The organism is Pseudoduganella sp. S-14, assembly GCF_049913285.1.
Lineage (GTDB): Bacteria > Pseudomonadota > Gammaproteobacteria > Burkholderiales > Burkholderiaceae_D > Rugamonas.
The window spans coordinates 4979186-5002087 of sequence record NZ_CP183991.1; the positions used below are offsets into that span (position 1 = coordinate 4979186).

Annotated in this window: 22 protein-coding genes; 9 read left to right on the forward strand and 13 right to left on the reverse strand. The window is 62.8% G+C overall.

All coding sequences use genetic code 11. The features are described from left to right. Window positions 1–18 precede the first annotated feature (18 nt). Window positions 19–1506 (reverse strand): DegQ family serine endoprotease, encoded by a 1488-nt coding sequence (locus tag ACN9MZ_RS22870; protein WP_426339164.1) that lies wholly within the window; start codon window positions 1504–1506, stop codon window positions 19–21. A 117-nt stretch (window positions 1507–1623) separates the two neighbouring features. Next, complete coding sequence (locus ACN9MZ_RS22875; protein ID WP_426163579.1) at window positions 1624–2079, reverse strand: Hsp20 family protein; 456 nt, start codon at window positions 2077–2079, stop codon at window positions 1624–1626. Window positions 2080–2259: 180 nt separating this feature from the next. Between ACN9MZ_RS22875 and ACN9MZ_RS22880 the strand changes: the two genes are divergently transcribed. Together ACN9MZ_RS22880 and ACN9MZ_RS22885 are read left to right on the forward strand one after the other, a co-directional pair. Continuing rightward, the gene (locus tag ACN9MZ_RS22880) at window positions 2260–4152 is read left to right on the forward strand and encodes a M61 family metallopeptidase (protein ID WP_426339165.1); all 1893 of its coding nucleotides are present in this window, start codon (window positions 2260–2262) and stop codon (window positions 4150–4152) included. Window positions 4153–4219: 67 nt separating this feature from the next. Then, window positions 4220–4825: a glutathione S-transferase family protein gene (locus ACN9MZ_RS22885; RefSeq protein WP_426339166.1), complete on the forward strand. Its 606-nt coding sequence runs from the start codon at window positions 4220–4222 to the stop codon at window positions 4823–4825. Here ACN9MZ_RS22885 and ACN9MZ_RS22890 read toward each other — a convergent pair. From ACN9MZ_RS22890 to ACN9MZ_RS22905, 4 genes are read right to left on the reverse strand one after another with little or no spacing between them, the layout of a single operon-like run. After that, a complete protein-coding gene (locus ACN9MZ_RS22890) occupies window positions 4788–5576 on the reverse strand; it encodes an alpha/beta hydrolase family protein (RefSeq protein ID WP_426339167.1) in 789 nt (262 codons plus the stop codon). The two genes, ACN9MZ_RS22885 and ACN9MZ_RS22890, sit on opposite strands and share 38 nt — an antisense overlap. A 29-nt stretch (window positions 5577–5605) precedes the next feature. Then, window positions 5606–7072, reverse strand: coding sequence for a Y-family DNA polymerase (locus ACN9MZ_RS22895; protein WP_426339168.1), 1467 nt, complete (start codon window positions 7070–7072; stop codon window positions 5606–5608). Next, window positions 7002–7688 carry a translesion DNA synthesis-associated protein ImuA gene (gene imuA, locus ACN9MZ_RS22900; RefSeq protein ID WP_426339169.1) on the reverse strand — a complete coding sequence of 229 codons (687 nt, stop codon included), beginning with the start codon at window positions 7686–7688 and terminating at the stop codon, window positions 7002–7004. The genes ACN9MZ_RS22895 and imuA overlap by 71 nt, the downstream gene beginning before the upstream one ends. A gap of 34 nt (window positions 7689–7722) precedes the next feature. Next, complete coding sequence (locus ACN9MZ_RS22905; RefSeq protein ID WP_426339170.1) at window positions 7723–8688, reverse strand: Rpn family recombination-promoting nuclease/putative transposase; 966 nt, start codon at window positions 8686–8688, stop codon at window positions 7723–7725. Window positions 8689–8800: 112 nt separating this feature from the next. On the opposite strand from ACN9MZ_RS22905, the gene ACN9MZ_RS22910 reads away from it, so the two are divergent. Then, window positions 8801–10033, forward strand: a complete 1233-nt coding sequence (locus ACN9MZ_RS22910; RefSeq protein WP_426339171.1) for a putative Na+/H+ antiporter — start codon at window positions 8801–8803, stop codon at window positions 10031–10033. A gap of 89 nt (window positions 10034–10122) precedes the next feature. Beyond that, window positions 10123–10650 carry a PRC-barrel domain-containing protein gene (locus ACN9MZ_RS22915; RefSeq protein WP_426339172.1) on the forward strand — a complete coding sequence of 176 codons (528 nt, stop codon included), beginning with the start codon at window positions 10123–10125 and terminating at the stop codon, window positions 10648–10650. A 128-nt stretch (window positions 10651–10778) separates the two neighbouring features. On the opposite strand, the gene hrpA is transcribed toward ACN9MZ_RS22915, so the two are convergent. Next, window positions 10779–15011, reverse strand: a complete 4233-nt coding sequence (gene hrpA, locus ACN9MZ_RS22920; RefSeq protein WP_426339173.1) for an ATP-dependent RNA helicase HrpA — start codon at window positions 15009–15011, stop codon at window positions 10779–10781. Between the two features lie 56 nt (window positions 15012–15067). Between hrpA and argA the strand changes: the two genes are divergently transcribed. Both argA and ACN9MZ_RS22930 read left to right on the forward strand, forming a co-directional pair. Continuing rightward, window positions 15068–16378, forward strand: a complete 1311-nt coding sequence (gene argA / locus ACN9MZ_RS22925) for an amino-acid N-acetyltransferase (protein ID WP_426163605.1) — start codon at window positions 15068–15070, stop codon at window positions 16376–16378. A gap of 24 nt (window positions 16379–16402) precedes the next feature. Continuing rightward, window positions 16403–16675, forward strand: coding sequence for an oxidative damage protection protein (locus ACN9MZ_RS22930; protein WP_057261247.1), 273 nt, complete (start codon window positions 16403–16405; stop codon window positions 16673–16675). Between the two features lie 65 nt (window positions 16676–16740). Here the strand turns inward: ACN9MZ_RS22930 and ACN9MZ_RS22935 are convergent, their stop codons facing one another. Beyond that, window positions 16741–17103 carry a hypothetical protein gene (locus ACN9MZ_RS22935; RefSeq protein WP_426318931.1) on the reverse strand — a complete coding sequence of 121 codons (363 nt, stop codon included), beginning with the start codon at window positions 17101–17103 and terminating at the stop codon, window positions 16741–16743. Between the two features lie 21 nt (window positions 17104–17124). After that, entirely contained in the window at window positions 17125–17802 is a 678-nt protein-coding gene (rpiA, locus tag ACN9MZ_RS22940; RefSeq protein WP_426339174.1) for a ribose-5-phosphate isomerase RpiA, read from the reverse strand. Window positions 17803–17869: 67 nt separating this feature from the next. Here rpiA and ACN9MZ_RS22945 point away from each other — a divergent pair, with 67 nt between their 5' ends. Genes ACN9MZ_RS22945 through ACN9MZ_RS22955 form a run of 3 tightly spaced genes read left to right on the forward strand, consistent with a single transcriptional unit; the run spans window position 17870 to window position 19820 of the window. Next, a complete protein-coding gene (locus tag ACN9MZ_RS22945; RefSeq protein WP_426163613.1) occupies window positions 17870–18235 on the forward strand; it encodes a response regulator in 366 nt (121 codons plus the stop codon). Between the two features lie 2 nt (window positions 18236–18237). Beyond that, entirely contained in the window at window positions 18238–18867 is a 630-nt protein-coding gene (locus tag ACN9MZ_RS22950) for a chemotaxis protein CheC (protein WP_426339175.1), read from the forward strand. Further along, window positions 18864–19820 carry a diguanylate cyclase domain-containing protein gene (locus tag ACN9MZ_RS22955; protein WP_426339176.1) on the forward strand — a complete coding sequence of 319 codons (957 nt, stop codon included), beginning with the start codon at window positions 18864–18866 and terminating at the stop codon, window positions 19818–19820. Before ACN9MZ_RS22950 ends, ACN9MZ_RS22955 begins: the two co-directional genes overlap by 4 nt. 14 nt (window positions 19821–19834) lie before the next feature. Here the strand turns inward: ACN9MZ_RS22955 and ACN9MZ_RS22960 are convergent, their stop codons facing one another. The 4 genes from ACN9MZ_RS22960 to ACN9MZ_RS22975 are packed head-to-tail and all read right to left on the reverse strand — an operon-like array spanning window position 19835 to window position 22883. After that, on the reverse strand, window positions 19835–20185 hold the full coding sequence (locus tag ACN9MZ_RS22960; protein WP_426339177.1) for a DUF3147 family protein: 351 nt from the start codon (window positions 20183–20185) through the stop codon (window positions 19835–19837). 9 nt (window positions 20186–20194) lie between these two features. Further along, the gene (locus ACN9MZ_RS22965; RefSeq protein WP_426339178.1) at window positions 20195–20575 is read right to left on the reverse strand and encodes a hypothetical protein; all 381 of its coding nucleotides are present in this window, start codon (window positions 20573–20575) and stop codon (window positions 20195–20197) included. Beyond that, window positions 20572–21627 carry an acyl-CoA dehydrogenase gene (locus ACN9MZ_RS22970; RefSeq protein WP_426339179.1) on the reverse strand — a complete coding sequence of 352 codons (1056 nt, stop codon included), beginning with the start codon at window positions 21625–21627 and terminating at the stop codon, window positions 20572–20574. The genes ACN9MZ_RS22965 and ACN9MZ_RS22970 overlap by 4 nt, the downstream gene beginning before the upstream one ends. Further along, window positions 21621–22883, reverse strand: coding sequence for a hypothetical protein (locus ACN9MZ_RS22975; RefSeq protein ID WP_426339180.1), 1263 nt, complete (start codon window positions 22881–22883; stop codon window positions 21621–21623). Before ACN9MZ_RS22975 ends, ACN9MZ_RS22970 begins: the two co-directional genes overlap by 7 nt. Between the last annotated feature and the right edge of the window lie 19 nt (window positions 22884–22902).

Genomic DNA, 22902 nt, shown 5'->3' on the forward strand with positions numbered 1-22902 from the left:
CTTACCTTTCTTGTTTTGTTAGCCGAGGCGCACCGGGATAAAGATGCGGTCCTCGCCGCGCTGGATCAGCAGCGCTACGGATTTCGTCGATTTTGCCACCAGGTCGCGCACATCGTTGACAGAAGTGACAGGACGGCCATTCACCGACAGCAGCACGTCGCCCGGCTGCACGCCGGCGCTGGCCGCCGCGCCGCCGGCATCCTCGATCAGCAAGCCCGATGCCAGGCCGGATTCACGGCGTTCCAGCGGGTCGAGCTGGCGCAGCGACAGGCCGAGGCGCAGCTTGGCGGCTGCTTCATCGTTCTGCACCGCCGCCACATTACGCTCGGAAGCATTACCCAGCTTGCCTTCCAGCGTGATGGTCTTACCCTGGCGCCAGACCTCGAGCGCTACTTTATCACCTGGCATGGCCAGGCCCACCATCGCCGGCAGGTCGCCCGAGGCAATAATCTTCTGGCCATTCATCTTGCGGATCACGTCGCCCGCCTTCAGGCCGAGCTTGTCGGCCGGGCCGCCGCGCTCAACGTTCGACACCAGTGCGCCTTCCGGCGACTCCAGGTCGAAGGAATCGGCAAAGCCCTGGTTCACTTCCTGCACCATCACGCCCAGGCGCGCATGCACCACCTTGCCGGTCTTGACCACCTGGTCGCGCACGCGGGTCGCCACGTCGATCGGGATCGAGAACGACAGGCCCTGGTAGCCGCCGCTCTGGCTGTAGATCTGCGAGTTAATGCCGATCACTTCGCCCTTGGTGTTGAACAGCGGGCCGCCCGAGTTGCCAGGGTTGATCGCCACGTCGGTCTGGATGAATGGCACGTTGGAGTCGTCCGGCAGCGAGCGGCCTTTGGCGCTCACCACGCCGGCGGTCACCGTGTTTTCCAGGCCAAATGGCGAGCCGATTGCCAGCACCCACTCGCCCACTTTCACGTCGGTGGAGCGGCCCAGCGGCACGACCGGCAGGTTCTTGGCCTCGATTTTCAGCACGGCCACATCGGTTTTCGGGTCCGAACCCAGTACCTTGGCGCGGAATTCGCGGCGGTCGGTCAGCTTGACAGTCACCTCGTTGGCGTCGCGCACCACGTGGGCGTTGGTCAGGATAATGCCGTCGGCGCTGACGATGAAGCCGGAGCCCACGCCGTGGGTCGGGGTCGGCGCGCCGCCGCGTCCACGCTGGCCGGGAGCCTGGAAGCGACGGAAGAATTCGTAGAAAGGATCGTTTTCAGAATCTGCATCGCCGCGGAAGTTGGCCTCCTTCGTGCTGCCGACCGTGCTGATGTTGACAACAGCCGGGCCATTGCTCGATGCGATCACGCTGAAATCAGGCAGGGAAATCATCGGCGCGGGCACCGGCGCCGGCGCGCCCTGGGCGGCGTTGGCCGGGGCGGCGACGGTAATGGCGGGATGCGGCGATGCGAAGCCCTGGCTCTGCTGGACAGCGATGGCTGCACCGGCACCGATAACACCGGCGGTGGCCAGGGCAAGGAACATGGTGGTGGCGTTGCGCATGATTAAACTCCTGAAGAAGATTGCTTTCTCAACGGCTCTAATATGCGGCATCAAACTTAGACGCGTCTTAATGCAAAAAAGGCCGGAAAACCGGCCTTTTCGGGGTGCTACGCGCGCTTAGGCGGCAGCTTTTTGCTCCAGGGCAGTGTGGTTGACTACGCCGTCGATCGCGATCTTGCGAGGCTTCAGTGCCTCGGGCACTTCACGCACCAGTTCAATGGTGAGCATGCCATTGTCGAAGGAAGCACCAGTCACCTTCACGTGGTTGGCGAGCTGGAAGCGCTGTTCGAAGTCGCGGAAGGCGATGCCACGGTGCAGGAAGGTCTTTTCCTGGCCGTCTTTCTGCTTGCGGCCAATCACCACAAGAGAATCGCGCTCGGAAGTAATGTCGATCTCGCTACGATCGAAGCCGGCCAGCGCCATCACGATACGGTACTGGTCTTCCGACACCAGTTCGATATTGTACGGAGGGTAGCTGGGCTGGTCGCCGCGATGCGAGTCGTTCAGCATCTGGGCCAGGCGGTCAAAGCCGATAGCGGAACGATACAGTGGGGTCAGGTCAAAAGTACGCATTTTCATATCCTTTCAAGGTTAAGCGATATAAGGTCCGGCGGTCCCCGGCTGGGCAACCGCTGAATCCGATATAGGAGCCCCAAAAAGGATTTCAAGACCTTTTTTTCACGTTACGTTCCGAAACAATTTGACCATCCCTGCGTGCTAAACTCGCCCGTCACACTTTCCCCGTTGAAATAAATGAAACTGTTCGCCAATACCGCCCTCACCCTCCTGCTGGGCGCCGCCTTCAGCGCCCACGCCGGCCAGGCGATCCCTGCCCCGGCCGACCAGCCTTATCCAGGCACCATCGTGATGAAGGTCGATGCCTCGAATACCGCTCAGAATATCTACCGCATCCAGCAGACCATTCCTGCCAGGGCGGGCAAGATGACGCTGCTGTTCCCGCAGTGGGTGACGGCCCAGCATGGCCCGACCGGTGCGCTGAACCAGTTCGCCGGCTTCAAGGTAAGCGCCAACGGCAAGACCCTGGCCTGGCGCCGCGACAACGTGAACGTGTACGCCTTCCACATCGACGTGCCCGCAGGCGCCAAATCAATCGACGTGGAATACCAGCACCTGGCGCCGACCGAAAGTGCGCAGGGCCGCACTTCAATCACGCCTGACATGCTGGGCATCCAGTGGCAGTCGCTGACCATGTACCCGGCCGGCTACGCCACCCGCCGCATCCCGATCCAGGCCACGCTGACGCTGCCGGCGGGCTGGCAATACGGCTCCGCGCTGGAAGAGGCGGAACGCAACGGCGATATCGTGACCTTCAAGACCACAGACGTGGAAACCTTCGTCGACTCGCCGTTGTTCGCCGGCCGGCACTTCAAGCGCTTCGACCTGGACCCGGGCGCCAAGGTGCCGGTGCACCTGAACGTCGTCGCCGACAATGCGGAGGCGCTGGATGCCAAGCCTGAGCAGATCGAACTGCACCGCAACCTGGTCAAGCAGGCCTACAAGGTATTCGGTTCCCAGCATTACAAGCACTACGACTTCCTGTTCGCGCTGAGCGACGAATTCGGCCGCGTCGGCCGCGAGCACCACCAGTCCAGCGAGAACGCGCTGAAGACCGACTACTTCACCGAGTGGAACAAGGCCGAATCCGAACGCGGCCTGCTGCCACATGAATTCACCCACTCCTGGAACGGCAAGTTCCGCCGTCCGAAAGGCCAGGACGTGCTGAACTTCAACCAGCCGCTGCAAAACGACCTGCTGTGGGTATATGAGGGCCAGACCACCTACTACGGCGAAGTGCTGGCGGCACGTTCCGGCCTGATGAAGGGGGCCAGCATCAAGGACATCATCGCTTCCACCGCCGCGCGCTACACCATCCAGAAGGGCCGGGAATGGCGTTCAGTGCAGGACACCACTTACGATCCGATCATCAACGCGCGCCGCCCTATCCCATGGTCGAACTACCAGCGCAGCGAGGACTACTACACCGAAGGCATGCTGATCTGGCTGGACGTCGATACCAAGATCCGCGAACTCTCGGGCGACAAGCATTCGCTGGATGACTTCTCCACCAGGTTCTTCGGCGTGGAAGATGGCCGCGTGAACGCGCTGCACTACACTTTCGAGGACGTGGTCAAGGTGCTCAACAGCGTGCAGCCGCACGACTGGGCCACCTTCCTGCGCACCCGCATCGAAGACCTGGGCCCGGTGCCGATGGACGGCATTGCCCGCGCCGGCTACAAGCTGGTATTCGCGGAAAAGCAGACCGACTTCCTGAAGGCGGCGGAAGACCGCAGCAAGTCCGCCGACTTCACCTACTCGCTCGGCTTCAACGTCGGCAGCGAAGGCAAGATCGAAAGCATCCAGTGGGACGGCGTAGGCTTCAAGGCAGGCCTGTCCGGCAGCACCACCCTGCTGGCAGTCAATGGCCGGGCCTACAAGGCCGAGCTGCTGCGCAAGGCCATCACTGAAGCCAAGTCCAGCAAGAAACCGATCGAACTGCTGGTGAAACACGGTCAGCAATACAGCACCGTGGCGCTGGCCTACTACGAGGGCCTGAAGTATCCGCGCCTGGAACGCATTGAAGGCACGCCTGACCGACTGGAAGCCATCCTGTCGCCGCGACAGTAAGTCACCCTGGTACGGGCGCACTGCGGTGCGCCCGTTTTCCCTTGGCCGCGCTAGAGTGGTGGCCATCATGCTCACCGTCTACACATGGACTACGCCCAACGGGCGCAAGCCGCTGATCCTGCTGGAAGAACTTGACCTGCCTTATGAGGTGGTACCGGTCAACCTGCGCGAGCATGCACAGTTCACCCCCGAATTCCTCGCCATTTCGCCCAACAACAAGATTCCCGCATTGATGGATGGCTCGCTCACGCTGTTCGAAAGCGGTGCGATCCTGACCTACCTCGCCGAGAAATACGATCGCTTTCTCGCTCACGAGGGAGCACAACGCTACCGCACCTTGCAGTGGCTGCACTGGCAGGTTGGCGGCCTTGGCCCAATGCTGGGCCAACTGGGCTTCTTTGTGAAGGAAGGCATCGCGCTGCCGAAGGAACATTTCATCGCCGAAGCGGAGCGCTTGCTGAATGTGCTCGATCGCGCCCTGGCCGGCAGCCCCTACGTGGCCGGCGATCACTACACGATTGCCGATATCGCCTGCTATCCCTGGACGGAAGCCGCCGCCTCGCACCTGGAACTGAACCTGTCCGGCAAGCCCGCCGTGCAGCGCTGGCTGGCCCAGGTCGGCGATCGCCCCGCCGTCAGGAAGGCGATGGCGTGGAAGCCTGGAAATCCTTGAGGTAGCGCCCGCTCCAGGCGGCAATCAGGCCCGCCACATACGCCGCATCCTCGCGAACGGTCAGCAGGTGGTCGGCCGTATCGAGCGAAATAAAGCTCTTGGGGTGTTTCGCGGCCGAGAAAATCTCCAGCGCATTATTGATGCCAACAGTCGTATCGCCCGGCGCGTGCATGACGAGCAAAGCCTTGCGCATATTGGCGATCTTGTTGCGCAAGCTGTTCTCCGCCACGTCTTCCAGGAATTGCCGCTTGATGCGGAACGGCCGCCCGGCCAATTGCACCATGGCCTCGCCCTGCGCCGTGATTGCATCGACCTGGTCGCCGAACAAATGCGTGACGTGCACCGGGTCGCTCGGCGCGGCAATGGTGACCACGGCTTGCACTTCCGGCACGGTGCCGGCGAACGCCAGCGTGGCAGCACCGCCCAGGCTATGCCCGATCAGGAGGCGCGGCGCCTGGAATTCACGCCGGAGAAAGTCGGCAGCCGCCTGCAGGTCGGCCACGTTGGAGGAAAAATTGGTGTTGGCAAAATCGCCTTCGCTGGCGCCCAGGCCGGTGAAGTCGAAGCGCAGCACGGCAATGCCATGTTCAGCCAGCGCCTGCGCAATGCGGCTGGCGGCGAAAACATCCTTGCCGCAGGTGAAGCAATGCGCAAACAGGGCGTAGGCACGTACGCCGTTTTCCGGAGAGTCAAGCCGCGCCGCCAGCATTTGCCCCTCGGCGCCAGGGAATTCGAGTCGTTGTGCGTCCATACGTCCCTCCTTTCGCCAACCATGATACTTCAGGCGAACAAGCCATGCAGGTACCAGCGCGTTTCCTCGGTGCCAGGCGTGCGTTCCCGGTAGACCCAGTAGTAGGCGTTGTCCTCGCCCTCGGCGATGAAATAGTCGCGAGTTTGCGTTTCGCTCCACCAGCCGGCCTCAATGCGCTCGGCGGTCGACACCATGCGCAGCGGCGAGCAGTAGAACGGACGATGGTCGCGCATCAGGAGCGGGATCGGTTTGGGCAGCAGGAAGGCCGGGCGCGGCAAGGGGCGCGGCGGCATCTGGGCTGCCACGTCGGCCGGGCGTACCTTCTCGTGCAGCGGCACCCAGCGGTTGGCCACTTCGGGCCGGTAGTCGGCCTTCGGATATGCCTGCAGCACGTTTTCCGCACCGAGGCGAGCCACCAGCACTTCGAACAGGCGCTGGCGCTCCTGCGGGCTGCCGCCGGGATCGGGAAACAGCGAGTCGCTGAGGGGCGCCATCGGCTCGACCTGGGCCGCTTCCAGCACTAGCCCGATCGCCGGTGCCGGCAGTTCCACCTTGGCCAGGCGTTCCTTCAGCAGGCGCACGATGTGCTCGTCGCGCCAGGTGGGTTCGGCCAGCATGATTTCCACTGGTGTCGGCGGGCAGGCTTCGCGGCCGCGTTCATGCTCCAGCAACAGGCGGATGCGCGAAACAGCGAACTGGTGGGCGCATAACCAGCCGGTCAACTGCTGCAGCAGGCGGCAGGCGCCGGCCAGCAGCAGGTCGGTGTTGTCGATGCGGCCGAACAGTTCCAGCTTGGCCTTGAAGCTGGGCGGCGCTTCCAGCCATTCGTGCATTTCAGGCGCCAGGCCCTGCGCGGCATCGAGCATGTCCAGCACTTCGATACCGCAGCGGCGCTGCAGGCCGGGGCGCGGCAGGCGCACCAGGTCGCCGATGCTGAGACAACCAATACCGTCCAGCCAGCGCTGATGGCGCTGCAGCGGCGGCAGCAAGCCTACCGGCAGGCGATGCAGGCGGCGATGCAGGCTATCGAGCTTGAGCGTGCGGCCGCCGCCTGCACGCGCCAGCAGCCAGGCGCCGCGCGCGGTGGGCGCCACGCCCAGCACGCCGCTGAAGCCGAGCTTTTGCAGGCTGCCCCGCACCAGGCGGCACAGGCGGCGGATGCCGCCGAACAGGCGCAGGCTGGCGCCCACGTCCAGCAGCAGGGTGGCGCCCTCCGCCTTCACCACTTGCGGCGTGTATTGCAGCATGGCCATGGCGACTGCGTGCAGTGCTTCTTCTTCCTGCTGCGGGGCGCGTTCGTGCATCTGGGCTTCCGGCGCCAGCATCAGGGCGCCGCTGCGGCGCATGCCCGGACGCACGCCCATCACATGGGCGCGATATGAGACCGCGATCACGCCCTCCTGCTCCAGCACCACGCTGCACAGGTCATCCAACCAGTTCGGGCAGAACACTTCGAGCGGTAGCCGGGGCAGGTAGAGGCCGATCCACAGGCGCATGACGTTGCAACAAGGTTGGGGTTAAGGGCAGGAACAGCGGCGTGTCGCGCTGCGGTCCCCGGCGTTTGACGAATTCGATATTGATGCCCCCGGGAGCCGGCCGCAGCGCCAGCCGCAACGGCGCGGGGGAGGAATCCTGGGCGGCGGCAATCGGCCGCAGCAGGAAGAACAGCGCTTCGCCACACTGGGCCGCCAGGTGCAGGCGGCGCAGCGATTCGTTGCGGACGTGCTGTTGCCACAGCAGCACCGCGCCGCAACTGCCGCTGCGCAGGATCTGCTCGGCAGCCCACAGGCTATCGGCAGCCTTGCCGGTGTTGCGGATCCACAGCAGTTGCTCTGGGGGTAACTCAAAACCCAGGGCTTGGGGCGCGTACGGGGGCTGCAGCAAGGCCGCCGGACGGTTCAGACTGGCCAAGGTGGATTTCAATAGGCGCAATTCGCCAACACCGGGTTGTTGAAGCAACAATTCCGTCAAGACGCCCGTCGGCCAGCCGCCCCCAGGCAACTGGTGGGAGAGGACGGGAATACCGGTATCCACACAGGACGTGGCTCCCTTGGTGAGCTGGGAGGCCAGCCAGAGGGCCGGGTGCAGGGGTTGGGGGTCAAAGAGTGCCATGCCGAATAATACTGTATATGCATACAGTATAATCCTACGAGCGCGAAGAGAAAACCTGTTTCAGCGTTTTGGCATCCAGCACGGCCTCGCTCCATTGGGCAAGCTGTCCAGGGCTGGCTTTGGCGAGGCGTTTCTGGACTGTTGGCGACAGTGCCCCAAAGCGCCGATGCAGCTGGCGCTCGAGCAAGTCAATCGCTCCCTCGCGCCGTCCTTCTTGCCGTCCTTCTTGCCTTCCTTTTTGCTGCCCCTCCTGTAGCCCTTCTTGCCTGCACAACTGAAACATGGGGCTAATCCATTCCACGTCACGCCTCCTTTCCAGCCGGACGATGTTTCGTCGCAGTCGCTCTTGCAGTTCAGGCGGCAATGCCATCAATCCGTCTATCACTTTGAACAAGTCAATAATACGCCGCCTGCGCCATCCTCGTTCGTACAAAAGCCTGACAACACGCCATTTCTCGATATAACGCGCTTGCGGCTTTCCATGCGTCCGTTGAGCAAGAAGATGAGCTGCCGCAACCCAGGCAAAGATGTTCCGCTCCAACAGCAATTCATCGACCAATTCTGCGTAGCTAGACAACTTTGCCGCCGCAAACCTGATCCCCATTTCCGTGCCAAGCACACAATTATGGAACGTATTGGGCCACCAACGCTTGCCCGCATCTGCCAGCAATACCAGACTGGCGACTGGCAAGCCGTAATCATTGAACAGGCTGTAGTTATAAGCCAGGATGCGTCGCGCAAGCTTGGGATCGCGCTGCGCCTGCACTTCGATATGCAGCAATACTTCGCGCCCATCGTGCAGGAACACGCTGACTAACAGGTCGGCAATCAGGGTGCGTGGTCGGCCATCGCGGCGGAGTTCATGGAGTTCTTTGTCACGCAAGCGCTGTGGCTGGCCCCAATCGATTTCATCCGAGAACTGAGGAAAAAAGAAGACCACGAACTCCGCGATGTTGCGCTTGAGTACGCTCTTCCATAGTGCGTCGAAAATGTCAGCCATGGCAGCAGCCTATCGGCAGGCAGGCCACCGGCATACCGGTTTGCGCAAGATATGGGCAGGTAAGCCAGCGGCTGATAGAATCGGCAATATTGCCAACTTAACTCCCGTCACTATGCAATTGATCGGCGCCCTCTTGTTTGCCCTTGCCCTGCTGCACACCTTTAGCGCGAAAGCGTTTGAACGGCTATCGCACAAGTTCCCGCGTCACAGCGGCTTGCTGCATCTGCTGGGCGAAGTGGAGGTGGTGTTCGGCTTCTGGGCCATGGTGCTGCTGGTGGCGATGGCTTTCGTGGCCGGGCCGCAGAACGCCATCGCTTACGCAGAAACGCAGCAGTACACCGAGCCGCTGTTCGTGTTTGTGGTGATGGTGGTGGCAGCATCGCGGCCAGTGCTGGACTTCGTACAGCGGCTGGTCAACGTGCTGTCCGGCGGCCGCCCGCTGCTGAAGGCATGGTTGGGCCTGGCACTGGTACCGCTGGTAGGATCGCTGATCACCGAACCGGCCGCGATGACGCTGGCGGCCCTGATGCTGGCCCCGCAAATCTTCCGCGATGGCGTGCCGGAATGGCAGAAATACGCCGCACTTGGCGTATTGTTCGTCAACGTCTCGATCGGCGGCACGCTGACCGCCTATGCAGCGCCGCCTGTGCTCATGGTGGCGACAACCTGGCAATGGGATTCTGCCTTCATGGCGTCCCACTTCGGCTGGAAAGCCACGCTGGCAGTGCTGGTAAATGCCAGCGCCGCCACCTGGCTGCTGCGCGCGCACCTGCGCAGCAGCCAGGGCGGCACGCCCGCCGACACCGCACACACGTCGGCCCCGCTGTGGACCAGCATCATCCACCTGGCTTTCCTGGCTGCCGTGGTGCTGCTGGCGCATCATCCGGTCCTGTTCCTCGGCCTGTTCCTGTTCTTCCTCGGATTTACCGTGGCCTATCCGCAGCACCAGTCACCGCTGATCCTGAAGGAAGCCTTGCTGGTCGGCTTCTTCCTCGCCGGCCTGGTGGTGCTGGGCAGCATGCAGCAATGGTGGCTGCAACCAATTGTCGAAAGCCTGCAGCCACTGGCGCTCTTTTTCGGCGCAATGGGCCTGACAGCCATCACCGACAACGCCGCCCTCACCTATCTCGGTTCGCTGATCGACGGCATCACGCCGCAAGCACAATACATGCTGGTGGCTGGCGCCGTTGCCGGCGGCGGCCTGACCGTGATCGCCAACGCACCGAATCCGGCAGGCGTTGCATTGCTGCGCAAAGGATTCCGTGATGAATCTATCGGGGCAATTGGCTTGCTGGCAGGAGCCCTTGCGCCGACTGCAGTTGCTGCCATCGCATTCTTCTTGTAGGACTACGCCGCGCTAGCGTAGCGCGCGCCTTGCACACGCAGCTTGGGCTATTCTGGCCTCACTCGATCACACTAATGAGGAGAAGCAGAATGAGCTATCTAGACCGCGACAAATTCGGCATCTATCGCGACCGTGACGACAACGATGGTCCAGGCCCGCGCCTGATGGGCGCTGACACGCTGATGGGTGAAGACGTCTATAACCGACAGGAAGAGGATCTTGGCGACATCAAGGAAATCATGCTCGACATGCAGACCGGCCAGATCGCTTATGCGGTGCTGTCCTTCGGCGGCGTGCTGGGCATGGGCGACAAGCTGTTTGCCGTGCCATGGCAGGCATTGCAGCTTGACACGGTGAACAAGCGCTTCGTGCTTGACTGCACCAAGGAAAAACTGGAGAACGCGCCGGGCTTCGACAAGGACCGCTGGCCAGACATGGCAAGCCCCGAATTCGGCACGCAGATCCATAATTTCTACGGCACCACCGCCACCGGCATGCGCACCTCGACCGGCAGCGTGATGGGCGCAGGCACCAGTACGATGCAAAGCTCAACCGGCGGCAGCAGCTATAGCGGCGGCTCGACCGGCAGCGAAAGCGGGGGCAAAGGTAATTATTGATTGGCAGGATTTGACTGCTTTCTGTCAGTCAAGGACTTCACCTTCCGCGGACAATCGGCTGCTGATCCAACAGCCGATTGTCTGCCATGCGTTTATTGCTTGCCCTCCGGGCGAGTATCGCAAGCGCTTCAGCGCTGCATCGACTCCCACACCTTCAACAGGCGCTTGACGGACACCGGCATCGGTGTCCGCAACTCCTGTGCGAACAGCGATACGCGTAACTCTTCCAGCATCCAGCGGTAGTCGACCAGTTTCGGGTCGGTGTTCTTGCCGGCCGACTTGTCGCGCATCAGGCGCTGGTAAGGCGCCGCGGCCTGGTTCCACTCGGCCATGGCCTTGGCGTCGCGCGCGGCGTCGGCACGCAGCTTCTCCAGGCGCACGTTCATCGCCTTCAGGTAGCGCGGGAAGTGCGACAACTGCGAGAACTCGTTCTCGATCAGGAAACGCTTGTGCACCAGGCCTTGCAGTTGCTGCTGCATGTCCTGCGCCACCTGCTGGTTGATGCCTTGCAGGCGCTTGGGCAGGCCGTGGTATTCGGTCAGCACTTGCGAAACCAGGCGGGCGATCTCGTTCACCAGCAAGACGATGCGCGACTTGCCCTCGTCCTTGCGCTTGATGAAGCTCGCTTCGTCGACCGGTAGCGGGTCCTGCAGGCAGGCGATCTCGATCGCCTTGGCGATGATCTGGTCGCGCAATTCCTCCTGCGTGCCCATGGACATGAACTGCATGCCCATCTGCTGCAGGTTGGGAATCGACTTCTCGACGAACTTGATCTGGTCGCGCATCTGCAGCATGAACAGCCGGCGCAGCCCGATGCGGTGAGTGCGCGCGGCGACGTTCGGGTCGTCGAACACTTCCAGGTCGCAGTGCGTGCCCTTGTCAACCAGGGCCGGGAAGCCGATCAGGCTTAGCTTGCCTTGCGTGATTTCCAGCAGCTCCGGCAGCTCGCCAAAGCTCCAGGTAGTGATGTTGGTGTGCTGCGAAGCGGGGCCTGGCGCGGCAGCAGATGGCACACTTGCAGGCGCCGTGGCCGGGCTTGCGCCGCGCGCGGCATCGGCTGCGATGCCGCCGTGCTTTGGCTTGGCGCCGCCGCCGCTGCCGATGCCGCCACCCGCAAGTTGTGCGAGTTGCGCAGCGGAGGCAGGCGTGTTGCCCCCTTCCGCCATGCGCTGGAAGCTCTGGCGCGCCTGCAGGCCGTACTCCGCCTGCAGCGTGGCCAGGTTGCGTCCCATGTCGAGCTGGCGGGCATGCTCGTCGACCACCTTGAAATTCATGAAGTGGTGCGCCGGCAGTTGCTCCGGCTTGAAGTCGGAAGTCAAGACGCTGATCGTGATCTGCTTGCGGATGTCGGCAATGATCGCGTCAATCAGGTCGCCACGCGCAAACTCGGTTCGCTCGCAGAATTTGGCAGCGTAGTCCGGCAGCGGCACCATGTGGCGGCGCTGCTTTTGCGGCAGGGTCTTGAGCAGCAGGTGCACCTTCTCCTTCAGCATGCCCGGCACCAGCCATTCACAGCGCTCGCGCGAAAGCTGGTTCAGGGCATATAGCGGCACCGTAAGCGTAACGCCATCGCGCGGCGTACCAGGCTCGAAGTGGTAGGAAAGCTGCATCTCCAGCCCCGCCGCCATCATCTTTTTCGGGAACAGGTCGGTCGTGATGCCGGCCGCTTCGTGGCGCATCAAATCGTCGCGGATCAGGTACAGCAACTTCGGATTGTCGGCAGAGGCGTCCTTGTACCATTTCTCGAAACCGGCGCCATTCACCACGTCGGCAGGAATCTGCTCGTCGTAGAAGGCCTCGATCAACTGGTCGTCCACCAGTACGTCCTGGCGGCGCGACTTGTGTTCGAGGTTTTCGATTTCGCGCACCAGCTTGTGATTGTGTGCGAAGAACGGCGCACGCGTGTCGTAATCGCCGCCGACCAGCGCATCACGGATGAAGATCTCGCGCGCTTCCACCGGATTCTTCTGCCCATAGTTGATGCGGCGCTGGCTGTAGACCACCAGTCCGTACAGGGTGGCCCGTTCGGATGCAGTGACCTGCGCAGGACGTTTTTCCCAGCGCGGCTCGCCCCAGGATTTCTTCAGCAGGTGGCCGCCGATCGTTTCGATCCATTCCGGCTCGATGCGCGCCACGCAGCGCGCATACAGGCGCGTCGTTTCCACCAGTTCTGCGGAAACGATCCACTTGCCCGGCTTCTTCGACAGGTGTGAACCCGGCCAGACGTGGAACCTGATGCCGCGCGCGCCAAGGTAGGCACCGCCCGCTTCATCCTCGCCCTTGAAGCCGATATTGCCCAGCAGGCCGGTGAGCAGCGCCATATGCAGCTGGTCGTAGGTCGCTGGCAGCTCGTTGGTGCGCCAGCCTTGCTCTTTCACGATGGTGAGCAGTTGCGAGTGCACGTCGCGCCACTCACGAAGGCGCAACTGGTTAAGGAAGGTGGCCCGGCACGAGTCCATCAACTGGCGATTGGACTTCTTGTGCTCGATGGCATTCTCGAACCACTTCCAGATTTTCAGGTAGCTGAGGAACTCCGACTTCTCGTCGGCGAACTTCTTGTGCGCTTCGTCGGCGGCCTGCTGGTGCTCGACCGGACGGTCGCGCGGATCCTGTACCGACAAGGCGGACGCGACGATCAGCACTTCTGTCAGGCAGTGGTATTCCTGCGCGGCCAGGATCATGCGGCCCACGCGCGGATCGAGCGGCAGCTTGGCAAGCTTGCGGCCCAGCGGCGTCAGCGCATTGTCGTCATCGACCGCGCCAAGCTCTTGCAGCAGCTGGTAGCCATCGGCGATCGCGCGGCCCAGCGGTGGCTCGATGAACGGGAAGCTCTCCACGTCCGTCAGGTGCAGGGACTTCATGCGCAGGATGACGGAGGCCAGCGAGGAACGCAGGATCTCCGGATCCGTGAACTTCGGGCGCTGCAGGAAGTCCTGCTCGTCGTACAGACGGATGCAGACGCCGTCGGCCACACGGCCGCAACGGCCTGCGCGCTGGTTGGCGGCCGACTGGGCCACGGGTTCAATCTGCAGCTGCTCCACCTTGTTGCGGTAGCTGTAGCGCTTGACGCGCGCCAGGCCGGCATCCACCACGTAGCGGATGCCAGGCACGGTCAGCGAGGTTTCAGCCACGTTAGTGGCCAGCACGATGCGGCGCGCATTGGTGGTGCGGAACACGCGGTCCTGCTCCTCGACCGACAGGCGTGCGAACAGCGGCAGGATTTCCACATGCGGCGGGTGGTGCTTGCGCAGGGCCTCGGCGGCGTCGCGGATTTCGCGTTCGCCAGGCAGGAACACCAGCACGTCGCCGCTGCCGATGCGGCAGACTTCATCGACGCCGTCGACGATGGCTTCCATCAGGTCGCGCTTGTCGCGCGCGGCGGCGGTGCGCGCGCCCTTGGCGTCGGCGCCTTGCTGCGCGCCGGGCGCCATGACCTGGTCGCGCTCCACGGGGCGGTAGCGCACTTCGACGGCGTACAGCCGGCCGGAGACCTCGATCACCGGCACCGGCGGCTTGCCCTCCTGCGTGAAGTGGCGGGCGAAGCGCTCGGCGTCGATGGTTGCCGAGGTGATGATCACCTTCAGGTCCGGGCGGCGCGGCAGGATCTGCCTCAGGTAGCCAAGCAGGAAGTCGATGTTCAGGCTGCGTTCGTGGGCTTCGTCGATGATGATCGTGTCGTAAGCCTTCAGCAGCGGGTCGGTCTGGGTTTCGGCCAGCAGGATACCGTCGGTCATCAGCTTGACCGAAGCGCCCTTGCTCAGGGTATCGTTGAAGCGCACCTTGTAGCCGACATGCTCACCCAGCGGAGAACCCAGTTCGACGGCGATGCGTTTCGCTGTGGACGAAGCAGCGATACGGCGCGGCTGCGTGTGGCCGATCAGGCCTTTCTGGCCGCGGCCCAATTCCAGGCAGATCTTCGGCAGCTGGGTGGTTTTACCGGAGCCGGTTTCGCCGGAGACGATCACCACCTGATGCATGATCAGGGCTTCTGCGATTTCCGTGCGGCGGCCAGAAACGGGCAAGTCTTCGGGGAAGGTGATCGGCGGCAGCGGATTGCGGAACGCTGCCGCGGCCTCGCGGGCTGCGCGCTGCTGCGGAGTCTCGCGCTCGCGGCGTTCGCCGCGGCGCTCCTCCGCGCCCTCTCCACGCTGCTGCGGGCGCGGCGCCTCGCGGCGTCCTTCGGCCTGCGCCGGGCGTGCGCCTTCCTGGCGCACTTCGCGGCGCTGGGCAGCGCCCGCCGGCGGCTGCGCGGGCGCGCGGCGCGCCTGTTGGCCAGGCTGGCTTGCCGGGCGGCGTTGTTCGCCTTGCGGCCGCTGGCCTGCTGGTTGCTGGGGAGGATTCTTCTTGCTTGCTTCAGACATCGTTTTTTACATAGATTGGGCGCGAAAACCGCGCAGCGCATTATAATGCGCGAATAATGGAAAACCCTATCCAATTCGTCTCCTGGCTGCGCTCCGTCGCCCCCTACGTCCATGCCTTCCGCGGCAAGACCTTCGTGGTCGCTTTCCCTGGTGAACTGGTTGCTGCTGGCGCCCTCCCGGTGCTGGCGCACGACCTGTCCCTGCTGCACGCGCTGGACATCAACGTCACCGTGGTTTACGGCTCGCGCCCCCAGGTCGCCGAGCAGCTCGCCCTGCGAAACGTGGAAGGCCGCTTCCACAACGGCGTGCGCATCACCGACACGGCCGCCATGGAATGCGCCAAGGAAGCCGCCGGCGAACTGCGCCTCGACATCGAGGCCGCCTTCAGCCAGGGCTTGCCGAATACGCCTATGTCGCATGCCGCGATCCGTATCATTTCCGGCAACTTCATCACCGCCCGCCCACTGGGCGTGATCGACGGCGTCGACTTCGAGCTGACAGGCCTGACCCGCAAGGTGGACGCCGAGACCATCCACTCCATCATGGGTTCGGACGGCGTGGTGCTGCTGTCGCCACTGGGCTTCTCCCCGACCGGCGAAACCTTCAACCTGACGATGGAAGACGTGGCCTGCACCGCCGCCATCGCCCTGCACGCCGACAAGCTGGTGTTCATCACCGAAACCGAGATGATGACCGACGCCGGCGGCACCGAAATCCGCGAGCTCTCCTCGCACCAGGCCGAAGCCGTGCTGCAGGCAGGCTTCCTGCCCGACGCCACCGCCTACTACCTGAAGCACTGTGTCAAGGCCTGCAATAACGGCGTCGAGCGTGCCCACATCGTGCCGTTCGCGATGGACGGCTCGGCCCTGCTGGAGCTGTTCACCCACGATGGCGTGGGCACCATGATCTCGCACGAGAACCTGGAATCGCTGCGCCCGGCCACCATTGAAGACGTGGGCGGCATCATCAAGCTGATCGAGCCGCTGGAGGCCGACGGCACCCTGGTCAAGCGCGGCCGCGAACTGATCGAACGCGAGATCGAGATGTTCTCGGTCATCGAGCACGACGGCGTGATCTTCGGCTGCGCGGCGCTGTACGTCTTCCCGGAAGAAAAAATGGCCGAAATGGCATGCCTGACTGTCAACCCTGACGTGCAAGCCCAGGGCGACGGCGAGCGTATCCTCAAACACATGGAAAACCGCGCGCGGGCGCAGGGCATCAGCAAGCTGTTCGTGCTGACCACCCGCACCGCGCACTGGTTCATCAAGCGCGGCTTTGCGCCCGCCACTGTCGACGCGCTGCCGAAGGACCGCCAGCGCCTCTACAACTGGCAGCGCAAGTCGCAAGTCTTGATCAAGACCTTATAATCGATTTTTTTAGGAGCACCGAAGATGGCACGTACCGTCCACTGCATCAAACTGAACAAGGAAGCCGAAGGCCTGGACTTCCCGCCCTATCCGGGCGAGCTGGGCAAGCGCATTTATGAATCCGTCTCCAAGGAAGCCTGGGCCGCCTGGATCAAGCACCAGACCATGCTGGTCAACGAAAACCGCCTGAACCTGGCGGACGTGCGCGCGCGCAAATACCTGGCAGCGCAAATGGAGAAACACTTCTTCGGCGAAGGCGCCGACCAGGCAGCCGGCTACGTGCCGCCTTCGGCCTGAAATTAAATGGGGACGTACCCCATTTATTCAGTTGCTAATTAAATGGGGTACGTCCCCATTTAATTTTAGCGGCTCGCCACATCCCCATTCATCGGCTTGCACTGGCGCAGTTCGCAGCGCGCCATGAATACCTTCCCGTTAGCGCAAGACATCCGGTAAATCTCCACCGGGCCACGCTCGGTCACCAGCCCTGCCCCGCGACCGCCGCGGCATTCTTCCGCATTCGCCAGGCGCTCTACCGTTGCCGAAGAAATACCTGGGCGGAATTCCACCTTCTCCACCGGCACGCCATCGATCATCGATCGCTTGGCAATAGCTTCCGCCTCCAGCACAGATTTACGCTTCACAGGCGCCTGGGCCACCTGTTTTTTGGTTGCACAAGCACTCAGTACACCAGCAGCAAGCAATAGCAGGAACAGTCGTTTCATGGGCTCTTTCTAAGGGAAGAATCAGTATTTGACGGTGCGCACGCCGTCGGGAGTACCAAGCAGGCACACATTGGCGCCGCGGGCAGCGAACAGGCCGACGGCGACCACGCCGACGATCTGGTTGATGCGGGTTTCCAGCTCGACCGGATCGGTAATCGACAGGCCGGCTACGTCGATGATATTGCCGCCATTGTCGGTCACGAAGATTTCATCGGAACCAGCCTTGGTGCGCACCTTGGGCTGGCCGCCCAGGGCTGCCAGCTGGCGCATCACCGCGTTACGGGCCATCGGCAGCACTTCCACCGGCAGCGGGAACTTGCCCAGCGTTTCTACCAGTTTGGAACCATCGGCGATGCAGACGAATTGCTTCGATACCGATGCCACGATCTTTTCGCGGGTCAATGCCGCGCCGCCGCCTTTGATCATGTGGCCTGCCGCATTGATCTCATCGGCGCCGTCAATGTACACCGCGATTTCCGAAACCTCGTTAAGATCATAGACAGGAATACCGTGACCGGCCAGGCGCGCTGCAGTCGCTTCCGACGAGGCAACAGCACCCTTGATGCGGTGCTTGATCTTGCCCAGTTCATCAATGAAGAAATTCGCCGTGGAACCGGTGCCAACGCCGATGATTTCGCCGTCGATTACATACTCGATCGCTGAAATAGCAACAGCCTGTTTCAATTTGTCTTGCGTCATAGTTACAATGGAATCAATAAAGGTTGCCTATTTTATCCGAACTGCCAACTAAGCCGGGAAAAACGACATGAAGCCAAGTACCGTATTAATCGTGGATGACAGCCGCGTGTCGCGCATGCTGACGCGCCAGCACATCCAGGTGCGCCATGCCGACTGGGTCGTGGAAGAAGCCGCCAACGGCGACGAAGCGATCGCCAAGGCCCAGGGGTTGCAGCCCGACCTGGTCTTGCTGGACGTGAACATGCCGGGCATGAATGGCGTCGATGCCGCCGCCGCGCTGCGCGCCATGCTGCCCAATGCCCACATTTCCCTGCTGACTGCCAATGTCCAGGCCGCAACCCGCCAGCGGGCGGAAGAAATCGGCGTGGGCTTCATGGAAAAACCGATTACCGCCGAGCGCATTGCGCAGCTGATTGCGCCGCTGGAAGCCTGACCATGGTCCGGCTCACCGAACTGGAGCACGACGCCCTCGTCGAGCTGTTCAATATTGGCGTCGGCCAGGCTGCTGCCGCCATGAGCGAGATCGTCAACGAAACGGTCACCATGTCGGTGCCTGCCATCAGCTTCCTCACCCGTGCCTCGGCCGCCAGATTGCTGGCCAGCCGCAGCACCGGCAACGGCCGCCTGTGCGGCATCAGCCAGCACTACAGCGGCGCCTTCGACACCGAAGCGATCCTGATGTTCCCGGAAGAGAAGAGCCAGGAAATCGTGCGCCTGATGGTGGGCGATGCGATGCCGCTGGCTGAATTGTCGGCCATGGAACAGGAGGCGATGAGCGAGATCGGCAATATCCTGCTGAACAGCTGCGTCGGGTCGCTGGCCAACCTGCTCGGGCACGAGCTGCATGGTTCGCTGCCGGATTACCACCTCGGCTACAGCGAAGAGATCCTGGCGCTGGCCGGCAGCGGCGAAACTGCAGTGCTGATGCTGCATATCGAATTTGTCGTCGAGCGCCAGCAAATTGCCGGCGACGTTGCCTTCATCATGGACATGACGGCGCTGCACGACCTGAAGCAGCATGTGGCAAACTTCCTCGACCGATATATCGGCGGAGCGCAGCCATGAAATCTTCGATCGAGTCCCTGCCGCTCCTGCAGGGCGTTATCGATTGCATCGACGTGGGCACCCTGGTCCTCGACGCCAACGAACACGTAGTGTTGTGGAACCGCTGGATGGATCATCACTCCGGCGTGCTCGGCGCCGAAACGCTGGAACGCAGCTTCTTCGACCTGTTCCCCGAGCAGCGCGGCAAGCGGCTGGAAGCGGCCATCGGCCAGGCGCTGCGCAACAACCTGCCTTCCCTGCTGTCGCAAACCCTGAATCGCTGGCCATTGCCGCTCTACGCCAACAAGTCCGCCGCCGAAAAAGGCGAGCGCATGCACCAGCAGATCACGGTCACGCCGCTCAACCTGGGCAACAACGAACGCTATTGCCTGATCCAGGTCAGTGACGTGACAGCCGCGGTACAGCGCGAGAACCTGCTGCGAGAACAGGCCGTGGCCTTGCGCTCGCAAACCTTGCTGGACGACCTGACCGGCGTCGCCAACCGCCGCCACTTCGACATGGCGATCGATCGCGAAACGCGGCGCGCGCGGCGCATGGGCACGCCGCTCTCGCTGATGATGCTCGACATCGACTACTTCAAGGCCTACAACGACCATTACGGCCACCAGCAAGGCGATGCCTGCCTGGAAGCGGTGGCCTCCACGCTATCGACCATGCAGCAGCGCCCGGCCGACCTGTTCGCGCGCTACGGCGGCGAAGAATTCGCGGTGATCCTGCCCGACACGCCCGCCGATGCAGCGGTGATGATGGCCAACGCCATGTGCCGCAAAGTGCGCGACTTGCGCATTCCGCACCAGGCCTCGCGCACGGACGAACGCATCGTCACCATCAGCATTGGCGTTGCCAGCAGCGACAGCAGCAATGCCGGCGAAGTGTATGACCTGATCAACGCAGCCGACCGCGCCCTCTACCAGGCCAAGGCATGCGGCCGCAACCGCGTGCACTCGTTATGACCGCATCGGCCTGATCAGAGCAGTTCGATGCCGAAGCGCCGCACGCACACGGCAAACAGGGCAAAGCAGGCAATCGTCAGCAGCACGCTCGCGCCCAGCGTCGGCCAGAACCCCAGGCGCGGGAGCAGCCACGGGAAGACCAGGAACATCGGCAGCGTCGGCACCACGTACCAGAAGGTGTACCAGGCGTGGTTGGCGATCTTTTCCTGCGGTTGCCGTTCAACGTACAGCCAGACCAGCGCCAGCAAGGTCACCATCGGCAGCGCGGCGATCAACCCGCCCAGGCGATCGCTGCGTTTTGCAAATTCCGACACCGCAACCACCACACCTGCCGTGACCAGGTATTTGAAGATCAGCCAGGCCATGATGCCCTCCTACTGTGCAAAAACAAAACGAACCAGCGCCAGGGGCAGCGCAAAGACATAGCCATATGCGAAGCGGTCGATGCGCAGCAGGGTGTCGCCGCGGCGCGCGCGCCACGCTCCCATCAGGCACATCAAGCCGCCGGCCGCCAGCGGGGTGACCAGCAAGTTAAGCTTGCGCAGGACCTCGTTGCGTACCAGGTGCTCCGGCAGCAGCCAGAGCGTTATTCCGCCCGCAATGGCACCGAACAAGGCATAGCCCACGCCGGCCAGTAAAGGACCGGCCTTGTAGCTGCGCGCGTCCGACAGCGAATGCATGCCTGCCTCCGCTGCCGCTTCAGCGATGAACTGGATGATGATCTCGCCAATCAGCTCAAACAGGAACTCGATCATGGTGTGAACAAGGCATGCTGGCTGGCGGTATGAAAATCGCGCCAGACGCGGTTGATGTCGGAGTCTTCCTGCGCGGCACGCAAGCCGCAATAAGGATAAATATCGCCCACCGACCGGCGCGCAGAAAGCACCAGCGCCATCGATGCCTCGCGCAGCTGGGTGTCAAGCTCGCCAGCAATGCTGCCCTCCTCGCCCTCAGCCTGAGCCCAGGCCTGGTCAAGCAGGGCGTACATGCGTTCACGGGCGCCTTCCAGCGCCACGGCAGCTTGCGCCACCGCGTCCTGCGCACTGGCCGACGGCTGGCGGCGCGCAGCAACGGTCTCATGTGCCAACTGCAGGAAATGCCGCGCCAAGCCGGACAGGTTGGCCGCCAGCGTCACCCACGCCAGCAACATGAAGGGGACGCGATACAGGGTGCCGGGCGCCGTTGCATGGGCGGGATCAATCGTGAAGCCGGAGCTTACCGGCACCCAGGCCCCTTCGACGCAGTAGCTGTGCGACGCAGTGCCCTTCATGCCGAAGCTGCGCCAGGTCGGCTCAACCACCACTTGCGCGGCAGGGACGACAAACGCGCGTATCCGCGGCGCACCATCTTCCCTGGCCAGAGGCTGGCCGTTCTCACGCAACACTGCATTGAGCGTGAAATGCGTCGCCATTGGTGCTCCGCTGGCGATGTCCCAGCGCCCGGCAATGCGATAACCTTCGCCTTCCTTGTCGGCAAAACCGGTCGGCGCGCCGCTGCCCGCAAGGCAAACATCCGGGGTCGAGATGATTTCGCGCGCCGTTTCGGGCGGCAGGAAGCCGGCAAACCAGCCGGCGCCGGCGCACAGCGTGACCACCCACCCCAAGCTACCCTCCGCTTCCGCAAGCGCCTCCTCCAGCCGGACCACTTGCGGCAAGGGCATCTCCGCCCCACCCGCGGCGCGCGGCGCCAGCATCTTCAGCCAGCCTTGCCGGTGGACCAGCGCCTGCTGGCCGGCCAGCAGGAACCCAGCGGCTTCAGCGCCGGCGGCCTCGCCGGCAATCAAGTTCTTCTGCTGCTCATTCAACATTTCGCGATCAAATCCAACTCGTAATGCAAGACATCCCTGCTTCCATCAAACAGCCGTTCCAGCGCTTGCACCATTCCGGGGGCGAGCAGGCGATCTCGCTGCCGCTCGTCCGGGCGCTCGTAAGAATGGACGGCATGCGCCAGCCAACGCAACATATCGATATGCAGCGCGTCCCACACCCTGCTTCCTCGCTCGGCTTGCATCGCCTCAAGCGCGATCGTCTCCAGCCAATCCCACTTCCTCAGGCGCGCAAAGGCCAGCAAAATTGATAGATCCGCCTTGTTGCGCAAGACTTCCTTTACTCGCTCAAAGGGAATGTAAGCGCCTTGCCGTGTCGCCATCTGCGCCGCCAGCCTGCGATTCGCGCGGCCCTCATCAGAAAGCGCCGCAAGCGCGATTGCATCCTTGTCAGAGGGCGCCAATTTCAGCCACGCGAGAAATGCAGCACCGCGTATTGATGGGAATGGCGCCTTGCTCATCTCCCGCAACAAGACGATATCCCCCGCCCCTCCCATGCTTCCCAGTGCGGCAAGGGCCACGCAGGCCTGGTTGGTCCTGGCGTTCCTGTCCTGCAGGAGCTCACGATAATAAGGCGCGAGATCCACTCCATTGCTGCGCAAATAGAACTGGGCGAAAGTCCTTGCCGACCCTTGCGGGTCCAGCAAAGCGCCGCGGGCAATTTCTGCCGCGTCGGGAGTACAACCCAGCAGGCCGCGCAAAGCATGGGTGCGGACCACGCCGAAATGGGATTTCAGGCCGCCCCGCAAGACGGCAATCCGGTCTTCATCTGGAAGCGACAGGGCCAACACGGCTGCCTGGCGCGACATGACGATGTCCTTGCCCGATTCGACTGCAAGGGTCAACAGTTCAACGCGCGGGATAAGTTCACGCTCCAGAAGCATGAAGAAGCTGCCGCGAGCCACCATGGGATGGCGCGAGCATAAGGCTTCACGCAATTGCTCGAACGTGAGCCGGCCGGCAAGTTCGGCCTGCGCGCCGGCAATCCAGGCTGAATGATTCAGCCTAGAGAAATGGCGTAACCGCCATGTAAATCCGACAACCGCCAGCAAGTCTTCATGCCCTGCGAATGGCCATAATGCCTGTATTGCCCGGCGCGCAGCGGCGCGTACCTCCGGCACGAAATCATTCAAACGCGGCATGAGGGCAGGTATCGCCCCCTCACAGCGCAATGCCGCCGCCCTGCCAATCGCAGCTTCGCGCGCGTACCCTGATCGATGGGTCAGGAAAGGCTTCAACTCTTCGAGGCCGCTGCAG

Coding starts and splice junctions, on each gene's coding strand:
- ACN9MZ_RS22870 (WP_426339164.1), bottom strand. CDS start 1,506: ATGCGCAACGCCACCACCATGTTCCTTGCCCTGGCCACCGCCGGTGTT.
- ACN9MZ_RS22875 (WP_426163579.1), bottom strand. CDS start 2,079: ATGCGTACTTTTGACCTGACCCCACTGTATCGTTCCGCTATCGGCTTT.
- ACN9MZ_RS22880 (WP_426339165.1), top strand. CDS start 2,260: ATGAAACTGTTCGCCAATACCGCCCTCACCCTCCTGCTGGGCGCCGCC.
- ACN9MZ_RS22885 (WP_426339166.1), top strand. CDS start 4,220: ATGCTCACCGTCTACACATGGACTACGCCCAACGGGCGCAAGCCGCTG.
- ACN9MZ_RS22890 (WP_426339167.1), bottom strand. CDS start 5,576: ATGGACGCACAACGACTCGAATTCCCTGGCGCCGAGGGGCAAATGCTG.
- ACN9MZ_RS22895 (WP_426339168.1), bottom strand. CDS start 7,072: ATGCGCCTGTGGATCGGCCTCTACCTGCCCCGGCTACCGCTCGAAGTG.
- imuA (WP_426339169.1), bottom strand. CDS start 7,688: ATGGCACTCTTTGACCCCCAACCCCTGCACCCGGCCCTCTGGCTGGCC.
- ACN9MZ_RS22905 (WP_426339170.1), bottom strand. CDS start 8,688: ATGGCTGACATTTTCGACGCACTATGGAAGAGCGTACTCAAGCGCAAC.
- ACN9MZ_RS22910 (WP_426339171.1), top strand. CDS start 8,801: ATGCAATTGATCGGCGCCCTCTTGTTTGCCCTTGCCCTGCTGCACACC.
- ACN9MZ_RS22915 (WP_426339172.1), top strand. CDS start 10,123: ATGAGCTATCTAGACCGCGACAAATTCGGCATCTATCGCGACCGTGAC.
- hrpA (WP_426339173.1), bottom strand. CDS start 15,011: ATGTCTGAAGCAAGCAAGAAGAATCCTCCCCAGCAACCAGCAGGCCAG.
- argA (WP_426163605.1), top strand. CDS start 15,068: ATGGAAAACCCTATCCAATTCGTCTCCTGGCTGCGCTCCGTCGCCCCC.
- ACN9MZ_RS22930 (WP_057261247.1), top strand. CDS start 16,403: ATGGCACGTACCGTCCACTGCATCAAACTGAACAAGGAAGCCGAAGGC.
- ACN9MZ_RS22935 (WP_426318931.1), bottom strand. CDS start 17,103: ATGAAACGACTGTTCCTGCTATTGCTTGCTGCTGGTGTACTGAGTGCT.
- rpiA (WP_426339174.1), bottom strand. CDS start 17,802: ATGACGCAAGACAAATTGAAACAGGCTGTTGCTATTTCAGCGATCGAG.
- ACN9MZ_RS22945 (WP_426163613.1), top strand. CDS start 17,870: ATGAAGCCAAGTACCGTATTAATCGTGGATGACAGCCGCGTGTCGCGC.
- ACN9MZ_RS22950 (WP_426339175.1), top strand. CDS start 18,238: ATGGTCCGGCTCACCGAACTGGAGCACGACGCCCTCGTCGAGCTGTTC.
- ACN9MZ_RS22955 (WP_426339176.1), top strand. CDS start 18,864: ATGAAATCTTCGATCGAGTCCCTGCCGCTCCTGCAGGGCGTTATCGAT.
- ACN9MZ_RS22960 (WP_426339177.1), bottom strand. CDS start 20,185: ATGGCCTGGCTGATCTTCAAATACCTGGTCACGGCAGGTGTGGTGGTT.
- ACN9MZ_RS22965 (WP_426339178.1), bottom strand. CDS start 20,575: ATGATCGAGTTCCTGTTTGAGCTGATTGGCGAGATCATCATCCAGTTC.
- ACN9MZ_RS22970 (WP_426339179.1), bottom strand. CDS start 21,627: ATGTTGAATGAGCAGCAGAAGAACTTGATTGCCGGCGAGGCCGCCGGC.